We start from the raw sequence: 19,998 nt of genomic DNA, 5'->3' as shown, positions 1-19,998 counted from the left end.
ATTAACGGAACCGATTTATGAGCACATATCTTCCAACGCTCAAACAACTGCAATATCTGGTTGCGTTGCAAGAGCATGGCCATTTTGGAAAGGCTGCCGAATCCTGTTTCGTCACGCAATCGACGCTATCGGCGGGCATTCGCGAGCTGGAATCGCTGCTTGGCATTATGTTGGTTGAACGCACGCGCCGCGTTGTCCGGTTCACGCCGCTTGGCAACAAGATGGTCGCAAAGGCGCACCGGATATTGCGTGAAGCAGAGGAGCTGGCGGAAATGGCACGTTCAGCGGGCACGCCATTGGCCGACGATCTGCGGATGAGCGTCATTCCAACCATTGCGCCTTTTTTGCTGCCGAAATTATTGCCCGCATTGCGTAAGCAATATCCCGATCTGAAATTATATTTGCGCGAAGAAGCCAGCGCCGCTGCAATCGACGCCTTGCATCATGGGCAGGTCGATTGTGTATTGCTGGCGCTGCCCTTTGCCGCTGGCGATATTGAAAAAGCGACTTTGTTTGACGACCGCTTGTTTGTGGCGTTTCCCAAGGACGACCCGCGCGACCCCCCTGAAAGCATCAAGCCCGAGCTAATCGATGAAAGCAGGTTGCTTTTGCTGGTTGATGGCCACTGCCTGAAGGATCATGCGCTTGCCGCCTGCAACCGCCCAGAAATGCGCGCCTTTGCAACGATGCTGGGCACATCGCTGCATACGCTGGTGCAAATGGTCGATAATGGCCTTGGCCTGACCATCATCCCCGAAATGGCCATTACAGCGGGGTTGTTGAACGGCACCAATGTGCAGGCCCGCCCATTGAACGCCGAACATGCGTCGCGCGAGATTGCGTTGGTGTGGCGCACCAACAGCCCGCGCCGTGAGGAATTTGAACTGCTGGCGGATGCTTTGCGCGGCTTATACGCCGCATAATTACGCCCAGCGCTCGGAACGCGCGTCATCGCTCGCTTTGGCGTCGATCCATTGTGCGGTGCCATCGGCATAATGCGCGCGCTTCCAAAATGGCGCCTCGGTCTTCAGCCGGTCAATGAGGAACGCCGTCGCCTCCAATGCCTCCGCCCTGTGCAACGAAGCGGCTCCGACAACGACCACAGGAGCCCCCACAGCGACGATACCGACGCGGTGGCTGATTACAGCACCCAGCAAAGACCATCGCGCTGTGGCGGCTTCTATGAGGCTGTAAAGACTTGCCTCGGTCATGCCGGGATAATGTTCCAATTCAATCGCGGTTACACCGCCATCGTCGCGCACAATGCCCGTGAAACTGGCCAATGCACCACCGCCAAGACCCGCCAAGGCGGCCAGCTCCGACGCGGGCTCAATTGGCGCATTGCTGATCCGCACCACTTTCATCCGCCGGTGACCGGAGGGAAAATCGCCAGTTCCTGCGCCGCACCCAGCAAAGCATCGCCCGAAACCATCTCTTGGTCCAACGCGAAACGCAGGCGCGAAAGGTCATGTAATGCGCGGGCATGCTCTTGGGAACCCGCGGAAATCCAAGCCACCAGATCGCCAACACTGCGGGCATCCTGCGGCACATCGCATTCTTCGGATGACAGCCCAATCGCTTCGCGCACGCTGGCAAAATACACCAATTTCATGGCGTCAATCCATATGCTTGATGCCGACGCGCAGATAATCCCAACCGGTAATCATCGTCAGCACCGCCGCGATCCACAACAACAGCAAAGCCGCTTGCTTCAGCAAAATCCAGTCCGGCAGCGCCCCAGCCAAAATGACGCCGCCAAGCGAGACCAATTGAAATGCCGTTTTCCATTTGGCGAGTTTGGACACTGGCACCGAAATCTGAAGCCCTGCAAGAAATTCACGCAAACCCGACACAATCATTTCGCGCAACAAGATGATCAAGGCGGCGATCACGTGCCACCCTTCCAAATCGCGGGTGAACACCAACATCAAAATGACGGCGGCAATCATGATTTTGTCGGCGATGGGGTCAAGAAAGACGCCCAGTTTCGACACCGTCCCTTGGGCGCGGGCGAGATAGCCGTCGAAATAATCGGTGATGCCCATCAGGCAATAGAGCACGAACGCAAACGCATAATCGAGCGGTGTCGGCTGCACGCTCATTGGCTTTGTCCCGGGCCACAACAGGAAAACCAATATGGGCACGGCGAAAATTCGCGACAGGGTTAGGATGTTGGGCAGGCTGAGCATAAAGCGTCGATAGCGTGATGCGCGCGTAAAATCACCTGACTATTTAACCGCGAACCGAAATCCGCTTTGCCATGCTTCGAACGGGCAGCTAAGGCACGTGGCATCCTTCCGCATGGGAAACTGGTAATTTTATGGCCACGACAATGTCTCTGATGAACAAGCGCCGCTTTCTTCCGCTATTTGTCACGCAGTTTCTCAACGCTTTCAACGACAATTTCTACAAAATGGCGATGGTGATCTTGGTCACCTACGACATTTATTCCGACCCCACGCGCGAAGCAAATTTCAACGCGATTGCGGGCGCATTGTTCATTTTGCCGTTTTTCCTGTTTTCCGCGCTGGCGGGGCAATTGGCGGACACGATTGAAAAAACCAAGGTCATCCGCATGGTCAAAACGGCCGAGATAATCATCATGCTATTTGGTGCAGCGGGCATCTATTTGCAGAATATTCCGCTGATGCTCGCCGCCTTGTTTGCGATGGGCGTGCATTCGACATTTTTTGGCCCGATCAAATATGCGATCCTGCCGCAACATCTGGAAAAAGATGAGGTGCTGGGCGGCACTGGCCTTGTGGAGGCTGGAACCTATTTGGCCATATTGGGGGGCACGATTGCAGGCGGGATCATCCCTGGTGAGATTGCTGGCGTCGGCATCATCATCGTTGCCATCATAGGACGCATAACCGCCCAGTCTGTGCCAACCGCGCCACCCGAAAACGACGCACCGACAGCCAAAATGGACTGGAACATTTTCCGCAGCAGTTGGCGGCTTGTCCGCGACACCATGCACATCCCCCATTTGTTCATGGCCATCATGGCGATCAGCTTTTTTTGGGGCATTGGCGCGGTTTTGGGTTCCATTTTTCCGCCGATGGTCAAGAATGCGATTGGTGGCGACAACACCGTAGCGACCTTGTTCACCGCATTTTTCTCTATCGGCATCGCGATTGGCTCAATTGCCATCAACCGCCTGCTTAAGGGAACGGTCTCTGCGAAATATGCACCGGCATCGGTTATTGTCATGGGGCTGTTCGTCCTCGACCTGTGGTGGAGCGTCAGCCATTGGGGTCCAGTGGGCGCAGAGTTGATGAATTGGTACAGTTTCCTGATGCTTGGTAGGGGTGAACGGATGATAGTCGACATTTTGGGCATCGCTATTGCCGGCGGAATGTTCGTGGTCCCGCTTTACGCATTTCTGACCACCACCGTTGCAAAGTCGCAAACCGCACGAACCATTGCGGCCAACAATATCGTCAATTCCGGCGCAATGGTCATTGGCGCCATTGTCTACAGCCTGCTCGTGAGCGCTGGCGTTGGCATTGCCGACACATTGTTCATGATCGCAGCAGCCTGTTTGATATCCGCTTGGATCGCATGGCGGCTACACAAAGCATGTGACGTTGCCGCACTTCAGGTCACGTCATGAGGCGGATGTTCGCAGCAAAAAACTCTGAAACCACAGCATGAAAATCACAAATAAGACCGCGTTGGTGACGGGCGGGACCGACGGCATTGGCTTGGAAATCGCGCGCCAGTTGATGGCAAAAGGCGCAAGCGTGATTGTATGCGGCCGTCGCGCAGACGCGCTGGCATCGGCGCGCACGGAAGGTTTTGAGGCCATTCAAGCTGATCTTTCCACCGCCGCTGGCTGCGCGACCCTTGCCGCTGCTTTGGCGGATCGGCCCATCGATATGCTGATCAACAATGCCGGGATGAGCGGGAATTTTGGCCCCGATGAGCCGCTGGACCTTGCGCTGACCGATCAGGCCGTTTTCCTGAACCTTAACGCGCCTTTGCATCTGATCGGCCATTTCCTGCCGGGCCTGTTGCAGCGGCAAGAGGCGGTGATCGTCAATGTCACCTCGGGCCTTGCGATTGCACCACGCGCGGGCGGTCCTGTTTATTGCGCCACCAAGGCGGGCTTGCGCAGTTTCACCCAATCGCTGCGGCACAATTTGCGCGACACCAACGTCGTTGTGATTGAGGCGCTGCCGCCTGTGGTAGACACCGCGATGACGCGTGGCCGGATCAACGGCAATAAAATGTCGGCCAACCAATGTGCAGCGGAAATCGTTGATGCCATTGCGACCAATGCCCCGGAGGCCAATGTCGGCATGGTGAAACTGCTTAGGCTGATCTACTCCATCTCGCCTGCGCTTGTGCGGCGGATCATGATCAAATTCTAAGGGTCAATCGGAACCCACGAAGCTGGTTTCCCATTTGGAAAACCCGCAATCTGCAATGTTAGGAGAATAAGTGGTGCCCGACAGGCACCAAAGATGGGCACTCAAATCATTGGGAAATCTTGGTGGATTTGCCCAAATAGCTAACGGCAGCTTTGTTCGAAATTCTGTTGAAAAAGTCGATCTTCCAGACCGTGGTGAAATTTCTTTCCAATTGATTGGCTCAGTTTGGAATATTGATTCAAGTTCCTGCGCCACAGGATGCAATCGTTTCTGGTCAGCGCAATAAAATTAAGCGGGCTGACTTTTTCAACAGAATTTTCGACGTTGCCGACAGTCCGCTTTTACGTGCACAATCACCAGAACCAGACGTTCGTTCATACATCGATTTAACGGCAGCTTTGTTGGACTGTGCCGACAGTCCGCTATTAGGAGTAGAAGTTTGGTCAGTAGCCCTTTGTTCACCTCAATCCGCAGGGGCCAGCGATTTATAATCAGGGGGCACGACTTCGAATCTTGTAGACGGCATAATTTTTCAGATTCTTAGCTTGAATTAAACTAGAAGCAGACCGCTCTAGGTAAAAATCTGTACATTTCCCGAACCGACTTAACGCGATTTACTCTGGCAAGCCCTCAGACGGGTGTGGCTTGGCTGCAACTGGTCTATCTTCTTGATGTTTATAATCCCGGGTTCCTTGGGATAGATCCAGCCCGGAAGCCTGGGCATTCTAGATAGACAAAGGAGCCGCCGCCTTCCAAAATCTACAAAACGAAACTCCACCGGGTGCACCCCCTATTCTGGCTGATGGGAACCGCAGTTCCTTCTTACCTATCATTATCCGCGTTCGGTTAGCTGCGCTTCCTTCAAAGACCTCCCCACCGTCTCGGTCTCGGTCTTGGTCTTGGTCTTGGTGCCGACTATACCCCGGCTAGCCAGCGCGAACTGAAGCGACGCTTGCAACGATCCAATACCGCCGCCTAACATCGACCCCCAGACGAGGCACGTCTCCGCTAATATACGCCGCCAACCACGCCAAACAACCTTACGACGGACAAGCACGCCGACTGGCTGCACGTCGATCCGCAAGGGAATGATGCAGCGCGCTCGAGCACGTCGATCTCAATGCCAACATAGCTTTCAATCGTTGCTGCAACGGTTTTCGAATGGCTTTATTCTGGCGGTCTCACCACCCACGGACCACTTCGCGCGCTGCGTTGCGACCGGGTAGGCCAGTAACGCCACCGCCCGGATGAGTTCCCGCGCCGCACATAAATAAGTTGCGAATGGGACCGCGATAATCGGCGTGACCTAAAAGCGGCCGCGCTGCCCATAATTGATCAAGGCTCATAGCCCCATGCATAATGTCCCCATCCACTAAGCCGAAGATCCGCTCGAGGTCGAGGGGTGAGAGAATCTGTCGAGCAATAATCGAATCCCTAAAATTTGGGGCGTAGCGATTAATCGTTTCGATGACTGTGTCGGCAGCGTCTTCTCGGGCATCATCCCAGCTACGTCCGTCGGGTAGATGGGACGCAAATTGTTGACAGAAAATCGCAGCGACGTGCGAACCAGCCGGGGCCAGAGAAGGATCAACAGCACTTGGAAGCATCATATCGATGACCGGTTCTCTGGACCATCCGAATTCGCGGGCATCTCTATACGCGCGGTCCATATAATCTAACGACGGCGCTATAAATACGGCCGCTCGATGATGATCGCCGTCGCCAGGGAGACAGGTAAACTGAGGAAGCTCCTTCAGCGCTACGTTCATTCGAAACGATCCACAGCCCGTTTGAAAGCCGCTCATCGCGCGTCGAAAGGGCTTAGAGAGAGCTTGCGGTTCGATCAACCGCTCATAAAGCAGCTTTGGCCCGACATTCGCGACTACCGTGCGACCCAGCACTACCTCTCCACTCTCCAGAGCCACTCCGCTGACGCGCTTATTGTCAACCAGCACCTTGCAAACTGGTGAGTTAAGTGAGATTTCCACTCCGACGTCGACACAGGCTTGCGCCATTTTAGCTGTAATAGCTCCCATTCCTCCGATTGCATGGCCCCAAGCGCCTCGCTTTCCATTCACTTCGCCAAAAAAGTGGTGAAGCAGGACGTAAGCGGAACCCGGTGTGTCAGGGCTGCCATAGAACCCAATTACAGAGTCGAATCCCAATGCGCCCTTAACTTGGTCACTCTCAAACCAAGAATCTAAAACCGAGCGCGCGCTTTTTGTAAAAAGATCGAGTACGTTACGTTGCGTTTCAACCGGAAGCCGCGCCAGATTGTAACCTTGAGCCGCAGTCGCGAGGAGTGCCCTTAAACCGCCACCACTATTTGGAGGAGTCTTGTTCGCGATGTCCCTCAGGACGTCAGCAACTTCGCTCAGCATATTCTCGTATTCTGGGAGCGCTTCTGCATCCTTCTCCGAAAATTTTCTAACTTGGGCTTGAGCTTTTTCGGGGTCGCCTCCGAGAACTAAGTATCGGTCATCAGAATACGGCACAAACCCGGCAAACGGACGCTCTACGATACAAAGCCCTCGTTCAGTCAGGCGCATGTCACGGATTACGTCGGGGCTCAGAAGGCTCACCGTGTAGCTGGCGATTGAGGTGCGGAAACCGGGATGAAACTCTTCTGTGACAGCTGCACCGCCGACAATGTGACGTCGTTCCAAAACGCGGACCCGCCGCCCAGCCTGTGCTAAATAAAACGCACACACCAAACCGTTGTGACCGCCTCCGATTATAACATCATCATAATTCATTAAATAATACTCCTAAAAAAAATCGGTTGCATCAAGCAGTATAGAAAGCAGAACCGTGCAGGCTTACATTGCCCCATTACTCGAACCTTCTTTACCAAAGAAGCCCGGATCCCATCGCGATGGTGATCGTTGCGGCCGCTGCGCCAAGTGGCCCAATCTCGCGAGAAAGTGCACCTTCATCTGCCTGAACATCAATGCACGACAGAATCTGAGCTCCTGAAATGCTCCATAATTTTCTAAATTGGCAAAATATCGAAAAATGTCCAATAAATTTTTCCGAATAGACATAATGGGCAAGGAATCGAAAGCGCCCAATCCATTTTTCCCAATGCCCGCAACACGTGAATGCGGCGTCTTGGTCATCGGTTCGGTTGATCGGGACTTTGCTGCTGCGCTAGCGGCTGCCTGTCTAGCTACCACTAAGTGGTCAGTGTTGATTAGCGCATGATTGCGTCCTGCGCCATGGCTTCAGGCCTATGTTATTGTCACACTGAAAAGCCATTCATCCGATGCCGCCGGTTCGTTTTGTGAGAGACTCCCGAACCTTGATGAGGTGGTGGAATGCCAGAAGATCGCCGAGGCATCTGATGCCAAATTGCATTGATCGCAACCTATGCGCCCATTTGCGGTGCCCGATGGTCATAATGCGCCAAGGTTGATCCATAAGCTTGTTCCAAGCCTCACAGCAGTGGTCAACGATGTTGTCGTGGGAGGTAAACACCCGGTTGGATAACCAGTTGTCGCGCATGAACTGCCAGATATTCTCGACAGGGTTGAGTTCAGGGCATTTGGCCGGGAGCGCGATGATGCTGATATTGTCAGGCACATTCAACTTGCCTGTCATATGCCAACCGGCCTGATCCATCAGCACAACAGCATGAGCGCCAGGGGCGATGGCGATCGCAATTTCTGCCAGATGGAGCGTCATGGCTTCGGTATTGCACAAGGGCAGTACCAGCCCTGCACCCTTGCCGTGCTCCGGGCAGATCGCGCCGAAGATATAGGCTGATTTCGTCCGCTGGTCTTTGGGCGCGCAAGGCCGCGTCCCGCGTCTGGCCCAGCGCCGCGTTATCTTGTTCTTCTGCCCGATCCGCGCCTCGTCCTGGAACCAGATCTCTACAGGTGTGTCTGCCGGGAGAGTTGCTTTGACCTTTGCCAACTCGGCTGCAAAGCCCCCTTTTTAAAGGCTTCAAGAGCAAGTTCGTTCTGAGCATGATGGCGAGGTCGCGCCGTGAGCTTAACATAGCCCAGTTTCTTCAACTCCCGGCTCACCGTCGTCTTATCAATCGACACCGCAAATTCGTCATACAGCCACCGGGTCAGATCGATCAGCCGCCAGCGAACAACGCCATGGATCGAAGGGATCGGGCCTTGCTCGACGATTTCCGCCAGTGCCTGACGCTGGGCATCGCTAAGGATCGAAGGCTTGCCCGGAGCCTTGCCATCATGCAGGCCGTCAGGGCCATATCTATTGAACCGCAGCACCCAGTCACGCACGATCTGAAGAGTGACATCCCCTATTTTGGCAGCCTCGCTCCTGCTGCCGCCGTCGTAAATCTGAGCCAATGCCAAAAGCCGTCGAGCCTGGTTTGCGCTTTTCGATGTCCGTGCCAACCTTCTCAATTCTGCCCCATCAAAATCGCCCCGCAAACTAATCGCTGAACCCATGATCACCTCCGCAAATGAAGTATGCCATAGAATCAGAGTTCTAAAGCTTTGGGAATCCCTAATGTGAGTCAGCGTCACAGCAATTTGGTATGACATGATCGTCAAAGTTTCTACCCGGGACCTTGAGACAATTAATCAGATTCTTACCCAAGAATGGCTAGGATCTCCTGAGGTGGCAAGTGCGCAATCAAGTAACGTACTTGTATAAATAAAGGAAAATTCAATGGTAATATTAAAATATTCGGTACAGATATTAAATATTTTATAAAATTATTTTCAAAATAAATATATTTTATGTTTTTAATGTGCATTTTCGACACGTGGCCAGAATAGAAGACTTCTGTTTTTGAATGGAATATTCGCAAAGTTAGTACTTAATAGTCCTGGCGTATCTACAAGAAGTACATTTCCAACGACGGAATCAAAGGCTGATAGGAAGTGCTGCATAGACTTTACGACGATCCCGCGTGGGCTGACAAGATCGATGCCGAGCCCAGTAAACAAATCAAGCCCTAGCACCTGCTGACGGACCGATATTAGCGCCAAATCTATACCTTGCTCCGTTCGCACCCAGGCCGATGGGCCAAGGTTTGCACGCCCACCAAAATCATCCTGGCTGTGGTCTGGGACGAGAGCCATGACCTGCGCTGTGACATCGGTTGGCAATCCAGACGCAGGACCGGCCTTGCCGCCGATCCGCATTAGAAACTTAGCGCCCACCCCTGCATCAAAGCAAAGTTGTACGGCGCCCGGGTCCCAGATCCCCCCAAGTGCGACACCCCCTATTCCACGCTCGATGAGTCCCTGTAAGATGAATGTACTGTCACCCATGGCACCGCCGCCGGGATTATCGGCGAAGTCCGCAAGAGCCAGCGGTCGGGGTGCTTGCCAATCCGCCAGTTGATCAAGCGCATCATTAAGTGAGGTAAAGGTTGCGGAGATCTCATGGCGTATCCGATAGAATTCATTGGACAAGTGTTCCGCATAGAATTTTGCAAGTTCAATGTCGCCGTCGGCAACAACCCAAGCGCAGGCACCTGCTTCCGGCACATCGCCATATGCCATGCCGTGTCCCAACGACACAGACAGTATGCCCGGCTGGTTTTCGATCTGACGTAATTCCTCCACAATTTCGCGCATGGGCGAATTGGTGGTTGGCCAAACACCAATCATCGGACACTTTGCAAAACCAATCTGCGGAAGGATTGAACCTTCACGCGCAGCAATAGCTAGCTTTGTGACCGTTACGGCGGTCTCTACAATATCAGTGTGCGGGTATTCCTTATATGCCACATGAATTGGGGTTGCGGCGCGCATCTCTGCAGTGAAGTGGCAGTGAAGGTCCAGGGAAACTCCAATTGGCACCTTAGGCCCGACAAGCCTTCGGATTGCGCTTAACAAATCTCCTTCACAGTCATTACAAGTTTCGGTCGTCATGGCACCATGCAGCACCAGAACCACTGCATCGAGCGGCATTGCTGCCGCCAAATCGGAGAGGATCGCGCCTCGAAACTCCTGATAGACATCTTCGACCACGGGACCAAGGGGCTGCGCCGCAGTGCATAACCCTAGCACCACATCCCATCCGGCCGATTCGGCGAACTCCCTTACTGCGACAAGAGCTGGGCGCATGCCCATCAGGTCACCTGGGTCATCGATCTGCCGACAAATCCCTTGCTCTTCGAATGCACCGCGTCCGGTTGGGATAACGCAGAAGGTGTTGGTTTCAGCAAGTAGGCTGGCAAGGAATAAGCGCATCAAGCACCCTATGCTTTATTGACAATTTTTGCGTTATAGCGCAAAATTTCTAAATGTGAAAATATGTTTAGGAGTGGTTCTATCATACCGGATCAATCTGTCAGGACTGGCACCCGCATTGCATTTGCATTCGTCACGGTAATGGCTGCCGCAACGGTCTTGTCATTTGTTCATCGTTTTCTCCCGGTTGTACTGCTTGATGACATGCGCCGAGACATTCAGGTTTCAGATTTAGAGTTCAGTAGCTTGCAAACCGCGTTTGCCATCACCTATGCGGTTACCACAATTACCAGCGGTTGGATGGCGGACCGCTCAAACCGACGCAATCTACTTGTTGTAGGCGTCGTCGCTTGGACATTGGGTTCTTTTGTCTACGGGCTTGCAACTAGCTTTTCTGGGCTTTTTGTCGGGCGCATTCTGGTCGGGGCGGGTGAGGCGGTGCTCGTGCCCGCTGGAACATCACTTATGTGTAGCTATGTCAGCGCCGAGCGACGGGGAAAGGCGTTTGCCATTACCTATTTCGGGGCGACGCTAGGAACTTCACTTGCGTTTAGTGGGGGCGGCTTCCTTCTCGAGGTGGCGCGCGGTGGAAATTTCTCTGATCTGCCCCTCATAAGCGGGCTTGAGCCATGGCGCCAAGTTATGCTGTTGCTTGGCGGTGCTGGCTTGCTACTTATTCCCGCACTGTTGGCGTTTCGGGAGCCCCCGCGGCCTCATAAATCTTCGCCCGTTGGTTCTGGCGGCTTCTTGGAGCTTTGGCAACTACGCAGCCTCCTCTGGATAGCCTTGCTTATGGGGGCTTCGATTGCAATCGCTGATTTCGCTTACACTTCCTGGCAAACGGCACTGCTCACTCGAGAGTATGGTGTGGGGGTCGCTGCTGCAGGTAACAGCCTCGGCATCACCATCCTTGTCGCCGGTTCTATAGGTGCCTGGGTCGGCGGGATTGCCATTGATAGAGTCTTTAAAAAGCGCGGGAAGCGCGGCAATCCGGAAACGATTGTTGCCTGCGCAATCTTGATGGGCTTGGCGCCTTTAGCAATACAGTTACCCTTCGCTTGGTCTGCCTTGGCTGCTTTTGCCCTTTGGCAGGCTGCAGCAAATGTTGCTTATGTGGCTAACGCTGTGACCCTTCATAACATAGTCGACGATCGGACGCGCGGCCTAGCTACCTCTCTGCAGGTTTGCCTCGGCATTGGCGTAGGCTTGGGTGCTGGGCCCGCGGGGATTGCCTTACTGAACACACATCTAGGAGGCAATGCACTTGGGGCCAGCCTAAGCTTAGGAATTTGCGGACTAGCGGTTGGTACCGCAGGGTTGGCGTTGATGCTACGCTCAAAGCTGCCCAAAAAGACAAATTTGCCATAAATATTTCCATTATTGAAAAATATGCTTGACGTTTTGGCAAAAAAGCCAATTGTGTTTTCATAACAGAATTAGGGGGGTGTTTATGCGTAAGTTGAAATGGATGGTTGGAGTTTCGATACTTCTTTTGCCACAGCTCGCGATGGCTGACTCATCGGCTGATGCTGCTGCCGAGTCTGAGATTGTTGTCACTGCGCTTAAGCGCGAGCAAAACATTAACGACGTTCCTGCGTCGCTAACTGCTCTCGGTGCCGATGACTTGGCCGCCTCTGGGATAACCAATTCCTTCGACCTGCAGCAGCGAGTGCCGGGTCTCGCAATTTCGTTTGGCAATCGCGAAACAAACGTGGCAATTCGCGGAGTGTCGAACAACGTTCGCAGCGTAGGCTCTGATCCCTCGAACGCCGTCCACTTGAACGGTATCTACTTGCCTCAGTCGAGCATGATTCTAACTGACTTGTTCGATATTCAGCGGGTCGAAGTGCTTAAGGGGCCTCAGGGTACATTGTACGGACGTAATGCAACGGGCGGCGCGATCAACGTTATCGCCCGCGCCCCGGAGGCGGGGACCAGCGTTGAGGGTCTGCTCGGATATGGCAGTTACAATCTTTTTCGGGGCCAGGCCGCTCTGAACGTTGGAAACGATGCGGTCTCGGGACGCATCGCGGTGAGCTACGCTAATGACGACGGATACACCCGTAACCTCTCGACCAAAACACGGCTTGATCGCCAAGATTTCCTTGGCTTGCGCGGGCAGCTGCGGTTCCAGCTGGCCGAGAATCTTACGTTGTCGCTTCTAACGCAGATCGTCCGAGATGACGGAAATGTGGGTTACGGCGCATCGACTGATCCGACATTCCGCAAATCTCCTGACAATTTTTATGGCTTTTTCGTTCCGGCAGCTCTGCAAAGGCAGGACTCGCGCAATATCCGCCTTGATTCTCCTGTCTACAGCAGGCGTGATTCCGAAATTTACGGGGCCACATTTGATCTCGACCTTGGCTCAGTTGGCGTGCGATCGATCACCGGCTACTCGCACTATGACGCAGCAGACGCGCTCGACTACGATTTTACAGGCGATTTCAACGAAGCGTTCAACTCCACCACAACAGTCAAGGCTTTCTCTCAGGAACTCCAAGTCTACAATCAGGGTCAAGGTCCTCTGCAGTGGACGGCGGGTGTCTTCTTCTACGATGACAAAGGCGAGCAATTCGTCAACTGGATTGTACCCTTGCCATTCGCGCGGGCTAATACCATCGGCGATGGGCAGTCTTGGGCCATTTTTGGTCAGGGCACATACGCTATCACCGACAAGCTCTCGATCATGGTTGGCGCGCGCTATAACCACGAAAACAAGAAGGGCGCGCAGATCAATCTGCTAAGCAAAGTAACTGCCAACGTTGATAAGACCTTTGAGTCCTTCACCCCCCAAGGTCAAATTCAGTTCCGTCCTGGCGACAATACGCTGATCTATGCTGGGGTGACAAAGGGATTCAAGAGCGGCGGCTTCAACTTGCTCGCATCGGGCCCACCTACGGTCTATAAGCCAGAAAGCATAATCGCCTACGAGGCTGGCATACGAACAAAGATCGCAGATGTTTTGACGCTCAATGCTTCAGTGTTTCACTACGATTACAAGAATCTCCAACTCCGTACGCTCGTGTTTACCGGCACTGGTGCAGGCGGTGGCGCTTTAGCTTCGGTCAGCAATGCCGATGGTGCCAAGATCTCCGGGCTTGAACTCAACGCCGACGCCAAGCTAGGCGGCGGACTGTCAATCGACGTGGGCGGCACTTATCTACACAGCAAGTTTGGCAGATATATCTCGCCGTCAAACAGTCTTGACCTAACCGGAACGCGACTGCCGCTTTCTCCAAAATTCAGTGGCACAGCTGGGTTGAACTGGGAGGGCGACCTGGCTGGAGGCAAGCTCAAGGCACGTGCCGAGGTTGTATACCGCTCCTCGATCATCTTCCCGCTGACAATCGATGCCCCACAGAACTTCGACGACCCGTCAACGCTGTTCAATGCCTCGCTGCGCTGGACCGAACCTTCCGATCGCTTTTATCTTGAGGTTGTAGGACGCAATATCGCCGACCGGCTCTACCGGGTGCAGCGCGCAGACATATTTTACGGGGGCGTCTATGAGAGCTTTGGAGCACCCGCGACTGTAGAAGCGCGCATCGGTTTCAAGTTCTGATCGGGTGGCACTCGGACGTGAGCTCCGGGTCGAGGTCGAGCGGTGGCCACTTCGGCGGTCCTTCCGAACTGCAGGGATGGTAACGACGGAGGAATCGGTTGTTACTGTCTCAATTCGTGAAGGCCATTGCGAAGGTAGGGGTGAAGCCAGCGGCGTCTACTACCACGCGGAAACTGCAGAAAGCGTGGCGACCGAGATCGAGGCTCTGCGCCATGACGTGTTGTCAGGAATAAATCGCGAGGAGCTGGCGCAGCTGGCCCCGGCGGGCGGAGCCCGCAATGCACTTGACTGCGCACTTTGGGCGCTGGAGGCCAAGCTTGCGGGCCGACCGGCCTGGCTTCTTGCGGGACTTGACCGGCCTCGACCGCTGACGACGACCGTTTCAATCGGCGCGGATTCTCCTGATGCAATGGCAATGGCGGCCCTAGACTATCCCGATGCCGTGGCGATGAAGCTCAAGCTTTTAGGGGACAGTGAGGACGCAGCCAGAGTGCAGTCGATCAGGGCTCTTCGGCCCGATATATGGCTTGGCGTCGATGCCAACCAGTCGTTGGGCCGCGAGGGGCTTGAAAAGCTGCTCCCAGCCTTGGTTACAGCTCGGGTTGCATTGATCGAGCAGCCCGTCCGTGCCGGCGAGGATGAAGTCCTCGAAGGTCTGAACAGCCCCATACCGCTGGCGGCCGACGAGAGCGTGCAGGTTGAGGACGACCTACCAGGCCTGCGTCCCTACTACCAGGTCATCAATGTAAAGCTCGACAAGACCGGAGGTCTGACCGCTGCCCTGTCGCTGGCACGTACGGCTCGCGAGATGGGGTTCGATGTCATGGTCGGCAATATGTGCGGCACGTCCCTCGCTATGGCGCCAGCTTTCCTGGTGGGGCAACTCTGCACGATTGTCGATCTGGATGGCCCTCTCTTGTTCGCTCGCGATCGTGAGCAGGCAGCGCTTTACTCCGACGGTCAGATCAACTGCCTGCCGGACATTTGGGCATGATAAAATGAATATGAACAGACAAATTCTCGAATGTGATCTCCTTGTGGCAGGCTCAGGAGCTGCCGGGCTGGCCGCAGCGGTAACTGGGGCAGCAGAAGGGCTTGACGTTATAGTTGCCGAGAAGGCCTCGGTCTTCGGCGGAACGACATGCTATTCTGCCGGCATCGCATGGATACCCTGCAATGAACCTGCTCGTGAACATGGGATCGAAGACAGTCGTGAGGCTGCGCTAACTTACCTGCGCGCCGAAGCTGGCAATCGGATCGATCTGCCCAAGGCGGAAGTCTTTGTCGACAGTGCCGCAGAGGTGCTAAACTGGTTCGAAGAAAACAGCCATGTAGCCTTTTCGCTTGTGCCTGCGTGGCCAGACTACCATCCTGACTTGCCCGGTGGACTGGCAGGCGGCCGTTCGCTGGGGCCGAAGCCGTTCGATGGTCGGCGTTTGGGGAAGCACTTCGCTGAACTTCGCCCGCCCCTCTCGACAACGACGATTCTCGGCGGCATGATGGTAGGCCGTGAGGACCTCGTGCACTTCTATGGGATGCAACGGTCGGTCATTTCGACCTTCAAGGTCAGCCAGCTGTTCGCGCGATATGCTCTCGACCGATTAACTCATCCACGTGGCACGCGTCTATCGAACGGCGCGGCGCTGATTGCCATGCTGGCACTTTCAGCGATCGAACGCGGTGTACGAATAGAGCTGAATTCGACAATCTCGCAACTTCTTTTCGACAGCGACAAAGTTACGGGTGTCGTACTTTCAACAGCAAAAGGCGAAGTTGAAGTTCGAGCTCGGCGTGGTGTCGTGTTGGCTACAGGCGGATTTCCTGCAAGTCCGGAACTTCGCGCGCGGATTGGCGATGCCATTGCATCTTCATCGAGCCACCGCACGCTTGCGCCCGACGAAAACTGCGGCGATGGCGTTTTGCTGGCCGAAGCCCATGGAGCAGATTTCATCGAGGATCTTAAGCATGCTGCAGCCTGGACACCGGTGTCGCTCGCACCAAATGGCGACGGGACCAATACACCGTTTCCGCATTTCTTTGATCGCGGAAAAGCTGGTTACATCGCAGTAAATCGACAAGGCCGGCGTTTCACCAACGAAGCAAATTCTTACCACGACTTTGTCCCGGCTATGTCGGAAGCGTGCCGGGCCGCCGATGGCTCGATTGAATGCTTCCTTGTCACAGACGCTGCATCAATCAGACGTTACGGACTGGGCATGGCGCCGCCTTTCCCGGGAAGGTTAGGACGGCATGTAGCTTCCGGCTATATCGTTCGCGCCAACTCGATTGCGGAACTTGCGAGCAAATGCGGCATTGATCCAGCAACTCTGGAAGCGACAGTTACCGCCTGGAACCCAGCCGCCGCTCGAGGTGAGGACCCAGAGTTCGCCAAGGGATCGAACGTCTACCAGAGGTTTAACGGTAGCGCAGGGGTCTCCCCGAACCCTTGCGTCGCTCCGATTACCAAACCTCCCTTCTATGCGATCCGCTTAGTGCCAGGAGACATTGGCACTTTCGCCGGCTTGCGAACCGATCCGGACAGCCGCGTGCTTGACACGCTCGGCAAGCCGATAGGAGGCCTTTACGCCGTCGGCAACGATGCCGCTAGCTTCATGGGCGGTTCCTACCCAGGTGCGGGTATAACTATCGGTCCGGCCATGGTGTTCGGCCACCTTGCCGCACGGCATGCCGCTGGTTTGGGCTAATCGCGGCTTTACAGTCCCAGTGGAGGAAGAGCACGCTGAACAATTGCCGTCCATGCCGCCGCACCTATAGGTATCAATCGGTCGTCAAAATCGTAACTCGGGTTGTGAAGTGTGCAAGGGCCGAGCCCATGCCCTTCGGCACGTTCGTCACCCTCACCGTTACCAATCCAAAAATAGCATCCAGGATTTCGCTCGAGCATGTAAGCGAAGTCCTCAGCCGTCATGGCTGGAGACATGGGTTTCACGTTCTCAGAACCGAAATAAGAAGTGAGGGCTGTCGCAACGATTTCGGCTGGACCTGAGTGATTGATGGTCGCCGCACAATTTCTTTCAAAGTCAATGCTTGCGGTGCAACCATAGCCTTCGGCAACACCCGTTGCAATTCGCACTATGTGCTTCTCAATGGCGTCAGTCACGGCAGGTGAATATGTTCTTACTGTACCTGCGATCGTAGCAGTCTCGGGCGTGACGTGCAGGCTGTCACCCGCTGCCAATTTGGTTATGCTCACCGCTGCAGATTCGGCTGGTGGTAGATTGCGCGAAACGATGCTTTGTAGAGCTTGGACAATCGCCGAGGCAGCAAGCACAGGATCTGCAACCTGGTCAGGGAGCGCTGCGTGTCCGCCCTTCCCTCTGATTTCTATGGTGATTTCATTACATGCCGCCATAGCAGGTCCAGGGGAAACTGCAAACACACCAACAGGTAGCCCCGGCCAGTTATGTGCTGCATAGACCGCCTCCATCGGAAAACGCTCAAACAATCCATCTTCGATCATTGCTTGTGCGCCGTGTCCACTTTCTTCGCCGGGCTGGAAGATGAAATAGACGGTTCCATCGAACTGACCTGCCCTAGAAAGTGTTCTTGCCGCTGCCAGCAGCATGGCAACATGCCCATCATGTCCACAGGCATGCATTCGCCCATCATGACGGCTCGCATGAGGGAAATGGTTGGACTCAGTAATGGGGAGCGCATCCATGTCAGCCCGAAGTCCAATTGCACGGGCCCCACTGCCTGCCCGCAGGACCCCGACTACACCGGTGCCGCCTATTCCACGGTGCACGTCGATACCACAGTCCGCCAAGAAGGTAATGATAGCCTCAGCTGTTCGTTCCTCAGCGAAGGCCAATTCTGGATGGGCGTGGATATCACGACGAAGAGCGACCACGTCGGCAAAATCTTGTTTCATGCTGGCTCCTGCGGCAGTCTGAAGGGTTCGGGATCTACAAAGCGCTTCAATGCATTGTCCATGATGCGACCAGCGCCTTCGCGTTCTTCCAACGCGCCTGCGAAAAGAACCGAGCCCGTAGACAACACCGCTCCGCCGGCAGGCCCTTCGAAGAAGGTGAGATCTGCGCGAATGGGGTCAGCAGCATCAAGTCGAGTGTGGGTGAGCCGTTCCTCGTTGACCGGCAGGACATCAGCGTCAAATTCTTCTGTCCGGGCGACGACAAGGGCATGGCCAGGTGTGCCAAGCCCTTGATCGGTTCTGTCTATCTCATATCCCCCGGCTGCACCCAATGAGGTGGTGTCCCCGATCCGATCAGCGGTGACGCCTTCAAACAGGAATAATGCGCGAGGATTCTCTGCCTCCTTGGTTCGAACGTAGGGTTGGCTCGAGCGCTCATTGTCGGCCTGAGCGCTATAGCCCACCCCGACCAAGTGGTTCGGCGGCCGGCCAAGCCTGCGCCACAGCCCTCCCATCTCGCCATCTGACTGGTGGTGATATTCACCCTCGGGCTCGATCCACATCCGGATCCCGTTTTCTGCTCGTCGAAGTTCCATAACGTGCGGAGCGTCAGAGAGCGTTGAAACCCGCCAGTAGAAACCGTTGCCGCCCATGTATATCAAACGACCGCCTTGCCGTGTGAAGGATTCGATCGCGTCAAGAGTTTCGCGACTGTGATACTCAGGGTGCGATCCAGTGACTAGGACCCGCGCGCCGCCCAATGCGGCAGCCCCCTCACGATGGAGGTCGTGATCGCTGACTAGGCCCCAATGTTCACCAGTCCGATCCAGCCACTCAATTATCCGGAGATCATCGTTGAAGGCGACTTGTCCACCAATCGCTTCACCCATCAAACCGGGTGTCGCGTTGAGTATCGGCCGTTTGGTGGAAACTAAGCCGATTCCTGAGCCATCGCGATGCCGGCAGTAAGTGGACAGGCCAGCACGACGCATCGCTTCAGCCTCGCGAGGATACGAAGCGATAATCTCCTGTTCGTTGGGCGGTGCCCACAAACTGTTGCCATAGGCGAGATATGAGAAGGTCGAAGCGAGGAACAATACTGCCGGATTGCGATGTGAACGAGCGAAAAGGGGAACGTGATGCAGGCCAGCAGCAGTTTCAATTCGCACAGCGTAAATGCCACTCGCGGCGTCTGGTGGCAAACGAAGCTCGGATGTCGTGGGCCATTCACAGTCCGACAGATCGTCGTCATGGAAATGAATCGCGGCATAAAGGTCGGGGCGCTGGCGCCAGTCAAACGACTGTCCGGCCCAGCGTGAACTTTTGACAGCCCGTCTGGGTGTGTTGATCAGCCGAAGAGTCGAGGCATGTGGCCCTTCACCTGGCACTTCCTGCTGCTGCATTGCCTTTGAAAAGTCCCAACGAGCAGAAAGCGCGCCATTACGACGGAAGCAAGGAGCCTCGATTTTGCCAGAAAAACCAGAGCCGATAACGAGGTCGCCGGATATATCCATGGCGGCAACGCGTAATTCCGTCTTTCGCTCCTGCTGCCACCTCGCATCGATCCCAACAGGATGCAATTCCAATTGGAGTAAAGGTCCACTGTAGGTGCATTTGACGTCTATCCATGAACCGGCCTTGACCGGAAGGGACAGGACCGCAAGGCCGAAGCTTAGCTTCAAAAAACCGTCTTTCAGCTCCAACTCGAATCTGTCACCCCATTTGATGACGCCTCCTTTATCGACTAGGGTCGGTTGGATTGTAACTGACCATTCCCACACGTCCCGCAGGGCTGCGCTGGGCCCTTGATTTGTCTCAGCTCGTGAGCCCGTGTCTATTTGTTTGGGCTGAAGAATAGTCTCAATGGATGGCCCGATACGCTCACTGCGGTAGTTCAAGGGTAACGGGTGGCCGGAAAGACCGTGCAGCCTTACCAAGTCGATCTTCGACTTTCCTGTTCCTTCCGCGCGGATCGCAATTTTG

The 19,998-nt window shown here is 54.9% G+C and carries 15 protein-coding genes and 1 pseudogene; 7 read left to right on the top strand and 9 right to left on the bottom strand.

Going from position 1 to position 19,998, the window contains the following annotated elements; all coding sequences use genetic code 11:
- Positions 1-17: 17 nt before the first annotated feature.
- A complete protein-coding gene (locus HEQ18_RS11880) occupies positions 18-923 on the top strand; it encodes a hydrogen peroxide-inducible genes activator (protein ID WP_432814871.1) in 906 nt (301 codons plus the stop codon).
- Here HEQ18_RS11880 and HEQ18_RS11875 read toward each other — a convergent pair whose 3' ends face one another.
- Genes HEQ18_RS11875 through pgsA form a run of 3 tightly spaced genes read right to left on the bottom strand, consistent with a single transcriptional unit; the run spans position 924 to position 2,189 of the window.
- Complete coding sequence (locus tag HEQ18_RS11875; protein ID WP_432814870.1) at positions 924-1,364, bottom strand: molybdenum cofactor biosynthesis protein MoaE; 441 nt, start codon at positions 1,362-1,364, stop codon at positions 924-926.
- The gene (moaD, locus tag HEQ18_RS11870) at positions 1,361-1,612 is read right to left on the bottom strand and encodes a molybdopterin converting factor subunit 1 (protein WP_397606053.1); all 252 of its coding nucleotides are present in this window, start codon (positions 1,610-1,612) and stop codon (positions 1,361-1,363) included. Before moaD ends, HEQ18_RS11875 begins: the two co-directional genes overlap by 4 nt.
- A gap of 4 nt (positions 1,613-1,616) precedes the next feature.
- Entirely contained in the window at positions 1,617-2,189 is a 573-nt protein-coding gene (gene pgsA, locus HEQ18_RS11865; protein WP_432814869.1) for a CDP-diacylglycerol--glycerol-3-phosphate 3-phosphatidyltransferase, read from the bottom strand.
- Positions 2,190-2,320: 131 nt separating this feature from the next.
- Between pgsA and HEQ18_RS11860 the strand changes: the two genes are divergently transcribed.
- Positions 2,321-3,616: an MFS transporter gene (locus tag HEQ18_RS11860; RefSeq protein WP_432814868.1), complete on the top strand. Its 1,296-nt coding sequence runs from the start codon at positions 2,321-2,323 to the stop codon at positions 3,614-3,616.
- Positions 3,617-3,653: 37 nt separating this feature from the next.
- On the top strand, positions 3,654-4,376 hold the full coding sequence (locus HEQ18_RS11855) for an SDR family oxidoreductase (RefSeq protein ID WP_432814867.1): 723 nt from the start codon (positions 3,654-3,656) through the stop codon (positions 4,374-4,376).
- A gap of 832 nt (positions 4,377-5,208) precedes the next feature.
- On the opposite strand, the gene HEQ18_RS11850 is transcribed toward HEQ18_RS11855, so the two are convergent.
- From HEQ18_RS11850 to HEQ18_RS11835, 4 genes and pseudogenes are all read right to left on the bottom strand, one after another.
- Positions 5,209-5,460: a hypothetical protein gene (locus HEQ18_RS11850; RefSeq protein ID WP_432814866.1), complete on the bottom strand. Its 252-nt coding sequence runs from the start codon at positions 5,458-5,460 to the stop codon at positions 5,209-5,211.
- 97 nt (positions 5,461-5,557) lie between these two features.
- Complete coding sequence (locus tag HEQ18_RS11845) at positions 5,558-7,132, bottom strand: phytoene desaturase family protein (protein WP_432814865.1); 1,575 nt, start codon at positions 7,130-7,132, stop codon at positions 5,558-5,560.
- A 613-nt stretch (positions 7,133-7,745) separates the two neighbouring features.
- Positions 7,746-8,800: pseudogene (locus tag HEQ18_RS11840) on the bottom strand (IS630 family transposase); the annotation flags it as partial.
- A 300-nt stretch (positions 8,801-9,100) separates the two neighbouring features.
- Positions 9,101-10,558: a M81 family metallopeptidase gene (locus tag HEQ18_RS11835; protein WP_432816008.1), complete on the bottom strand. Its 1,458-nt coding sequence runs from the start codon at positions 10,556-10,558 to the stop codon at positions 9,101-9,103.
- A gap of 141 nt (positions 10,559-10,699) precedes the next feature.
- Between HEQ18_RS11835 and HEQ18_RS11830 the strand changes: the two genes are divergently transcribed.
- The 4 genes from HEQ18_RS11830 (at position 10,700) to HEQ18_RS11815 (ending at position 16,828) form a co-directional block, all read left to right on the top strand.
- Positions 10,700-11,926, top strand: a complete 1,227-nt coding sequence (locus HEQ18_RS11830; RefSeq protein WP_432814864.1) for an MFS transporter — start codon at positions 10,700-10,702, stop codon at positions 11,924-11,926.
- A gap of 82 nt (positions 11,927-12,008) precedes the next feature.
- Positions 12,009-14,123 carry a TonB-dependent receptor gene (locus tag HEQ18_RS11825; RefSeq protein WP_432814863.1) on the top strand — a complete coding sequence of 705 codons (2,115 nt, stop codon included), beginning with the start codon at positions 12,009-12,011 and terminating at the stop codon, positions 14,121-14,123.
- 4 nt (positions 14,124-14,127) lie between these two features.
- Entirely contained in the window at positions 14,128-15,117 is a 990-nt protein-coding gene (locus tag HEQ18_RS11820) for a dipeptide epimerase (RefSeq protein ID WP_432814862.1), read from the top strand.
- A 10-nt stretch (positions 15,118-15,127) separates the two neighbouring features.
- Complete coding sequence (locus HEQ18_RS11815; protein WP_432814861.1) at positions 15,128-16,828, top strand: FAD-dependent oxidoreductase; 1,701 nt, start codon at positions 15,128-15,130, stop codon at positions 16,826-16,828.
- 8 nt (positions 16,829-16,836) lie between these two features.
- Here HEQ18_RS11815 and HEQ18_RS11810 read toward each other — a convergent pair whose 3' ends face one another.
- The gene (locus HEQ18_RS11810) at positions 16,837-18,015 is read right to left on the bottom strand and encodes a M20 aminoacylase family protein (RefSeq protein WP_432814860.1); all 1,179 of its coding nucleotides are present in this window, start codon (positions 18,013-18,015) and stop codon (positions 16,837-16,839) included.
- Positions 18,012-19,718, bottom strand: a complete 1,707-nt coding sequence (locus HEQ18_RS11805; RefSeq protein WP_432814859.1) for a N,N-dimethylformamidase beta subunit family domain-containing protein — start codon at positions 19,716-19,718, stop codon at positions 18,012-18,014. Before HEQ18_RS11805 ends, HEQ18_RS11810 begins: the two co-directional genes overlap by 4 nt.
- Positions 19,719-19,998 lie beyond the last annotated feature (280 nt).

It is taken from the genome of Sphingorhabdus sp., from assembly GCF_050921905.1.
Classification (GTDB): domain Bacteria; phylum Pseudomonadota; class Alphaproteobacteria; order Sphingomonadales; family Sphingomonadaceae; genus Sphingorhabdus_B.
The sequence above is the reverse complement of the archived record's forward strand: the minus strand, read 5'-3'. Positions and strand labels throughout refer to the sequence as shown.

What these genes read in the sequence shown, in the direction of transcription:
- HEQ18_RS11880 (WP_432814871.1), top strand. Translation starts at nt 18, where the DNA reads ATGAGCACATATCTTCCAACGCTCAAACAACTGCAATATCTGGTTGCG.
- HEQ18_RS11875 (WP_432814870.1), bottom strand. Translation starts at nt 1,364, where the DNA reads ATGAAAGTGGTGCGGATCAGCAATGCGCCAATTGAGCCCGCGTCGGAG.
- moaD (WP_397606053.1), bottom strand. Translation starts at nt 1,612, where the DNA reads ATGAAATTGGTGTATTTTGCCAGCGTGCGCGAAGCGATTGGGCTGTCA.
- pgsA (WP_432814869.1), bottom strand. Translation starts at nt 2,189, where the DNA reads ATGCTCAGCCTGCCCAACATCCTAACCCTGTCGCGAATTTTCGCCGTG.
- HEQ18_RS11860 (WP_432814868.1), top strand. Translation starts at nt 2,321, where the DNA reads ATGGCCACGACAATGTCTCTGATGAACAAGCGCCGCTTTCTTCCGCTA.
- HEQ18_RS11855 (WP_432814867.1), top strand. Translation starts at nt 3,654, where the DNA reads ATGAAAATCACAAATAAGACCGCGTTGGTGACGGGCGGGACCGACGGC.
- HEQ18_RS11845 (WP_432814865.1), bottom strand. Translation starts at nt 7,132, where the DNA reads ATGAATTATGATGATGTTATAATCGGAGGCGGTCACAACGGTTTGGTG.
- HEQ18_RS11835 (WP_432816008.1), bottom strand. Translation starts at nt 10,558, where the DNA reads ATGCGCTTATTCCTTGCCAGCCTACTTGCTGAAACCAACACCTTCTGC.
- HEQ18_RS11830 (WP_432814864.1), top strand. Translation starts at nt 10,700, where the DNA reads ATGGCTGCCGCAACGGTCTTGTCATTTGTTCATCGTTTTCTCCCGGTT.
- HEQ18_RS11825 (WP_432814863.1), top strand. Translation starts at nt 12,009, where the DNA reads ATGCGTAAGTTGAAATGGATGGTTGGAGTTTCGATACTTCTTTTGCCA.
- HEQ18_RS11815 (WP_432814861.1), top strand. Translation starts at nt 15,128, where the DNA reads ATGAACAGACAAATTCTCGAATGTGATCTCCTTGTGGCAGGCTCAGGA.
- HEQ18_RS11810 (WP_432814860.1), bottom strand. Translation starts at nt 18,015, where the DNA reads ATGAAACAAGATTTTGCCGACGTGGTCGCTCTTCGTCGTGATATCCAC.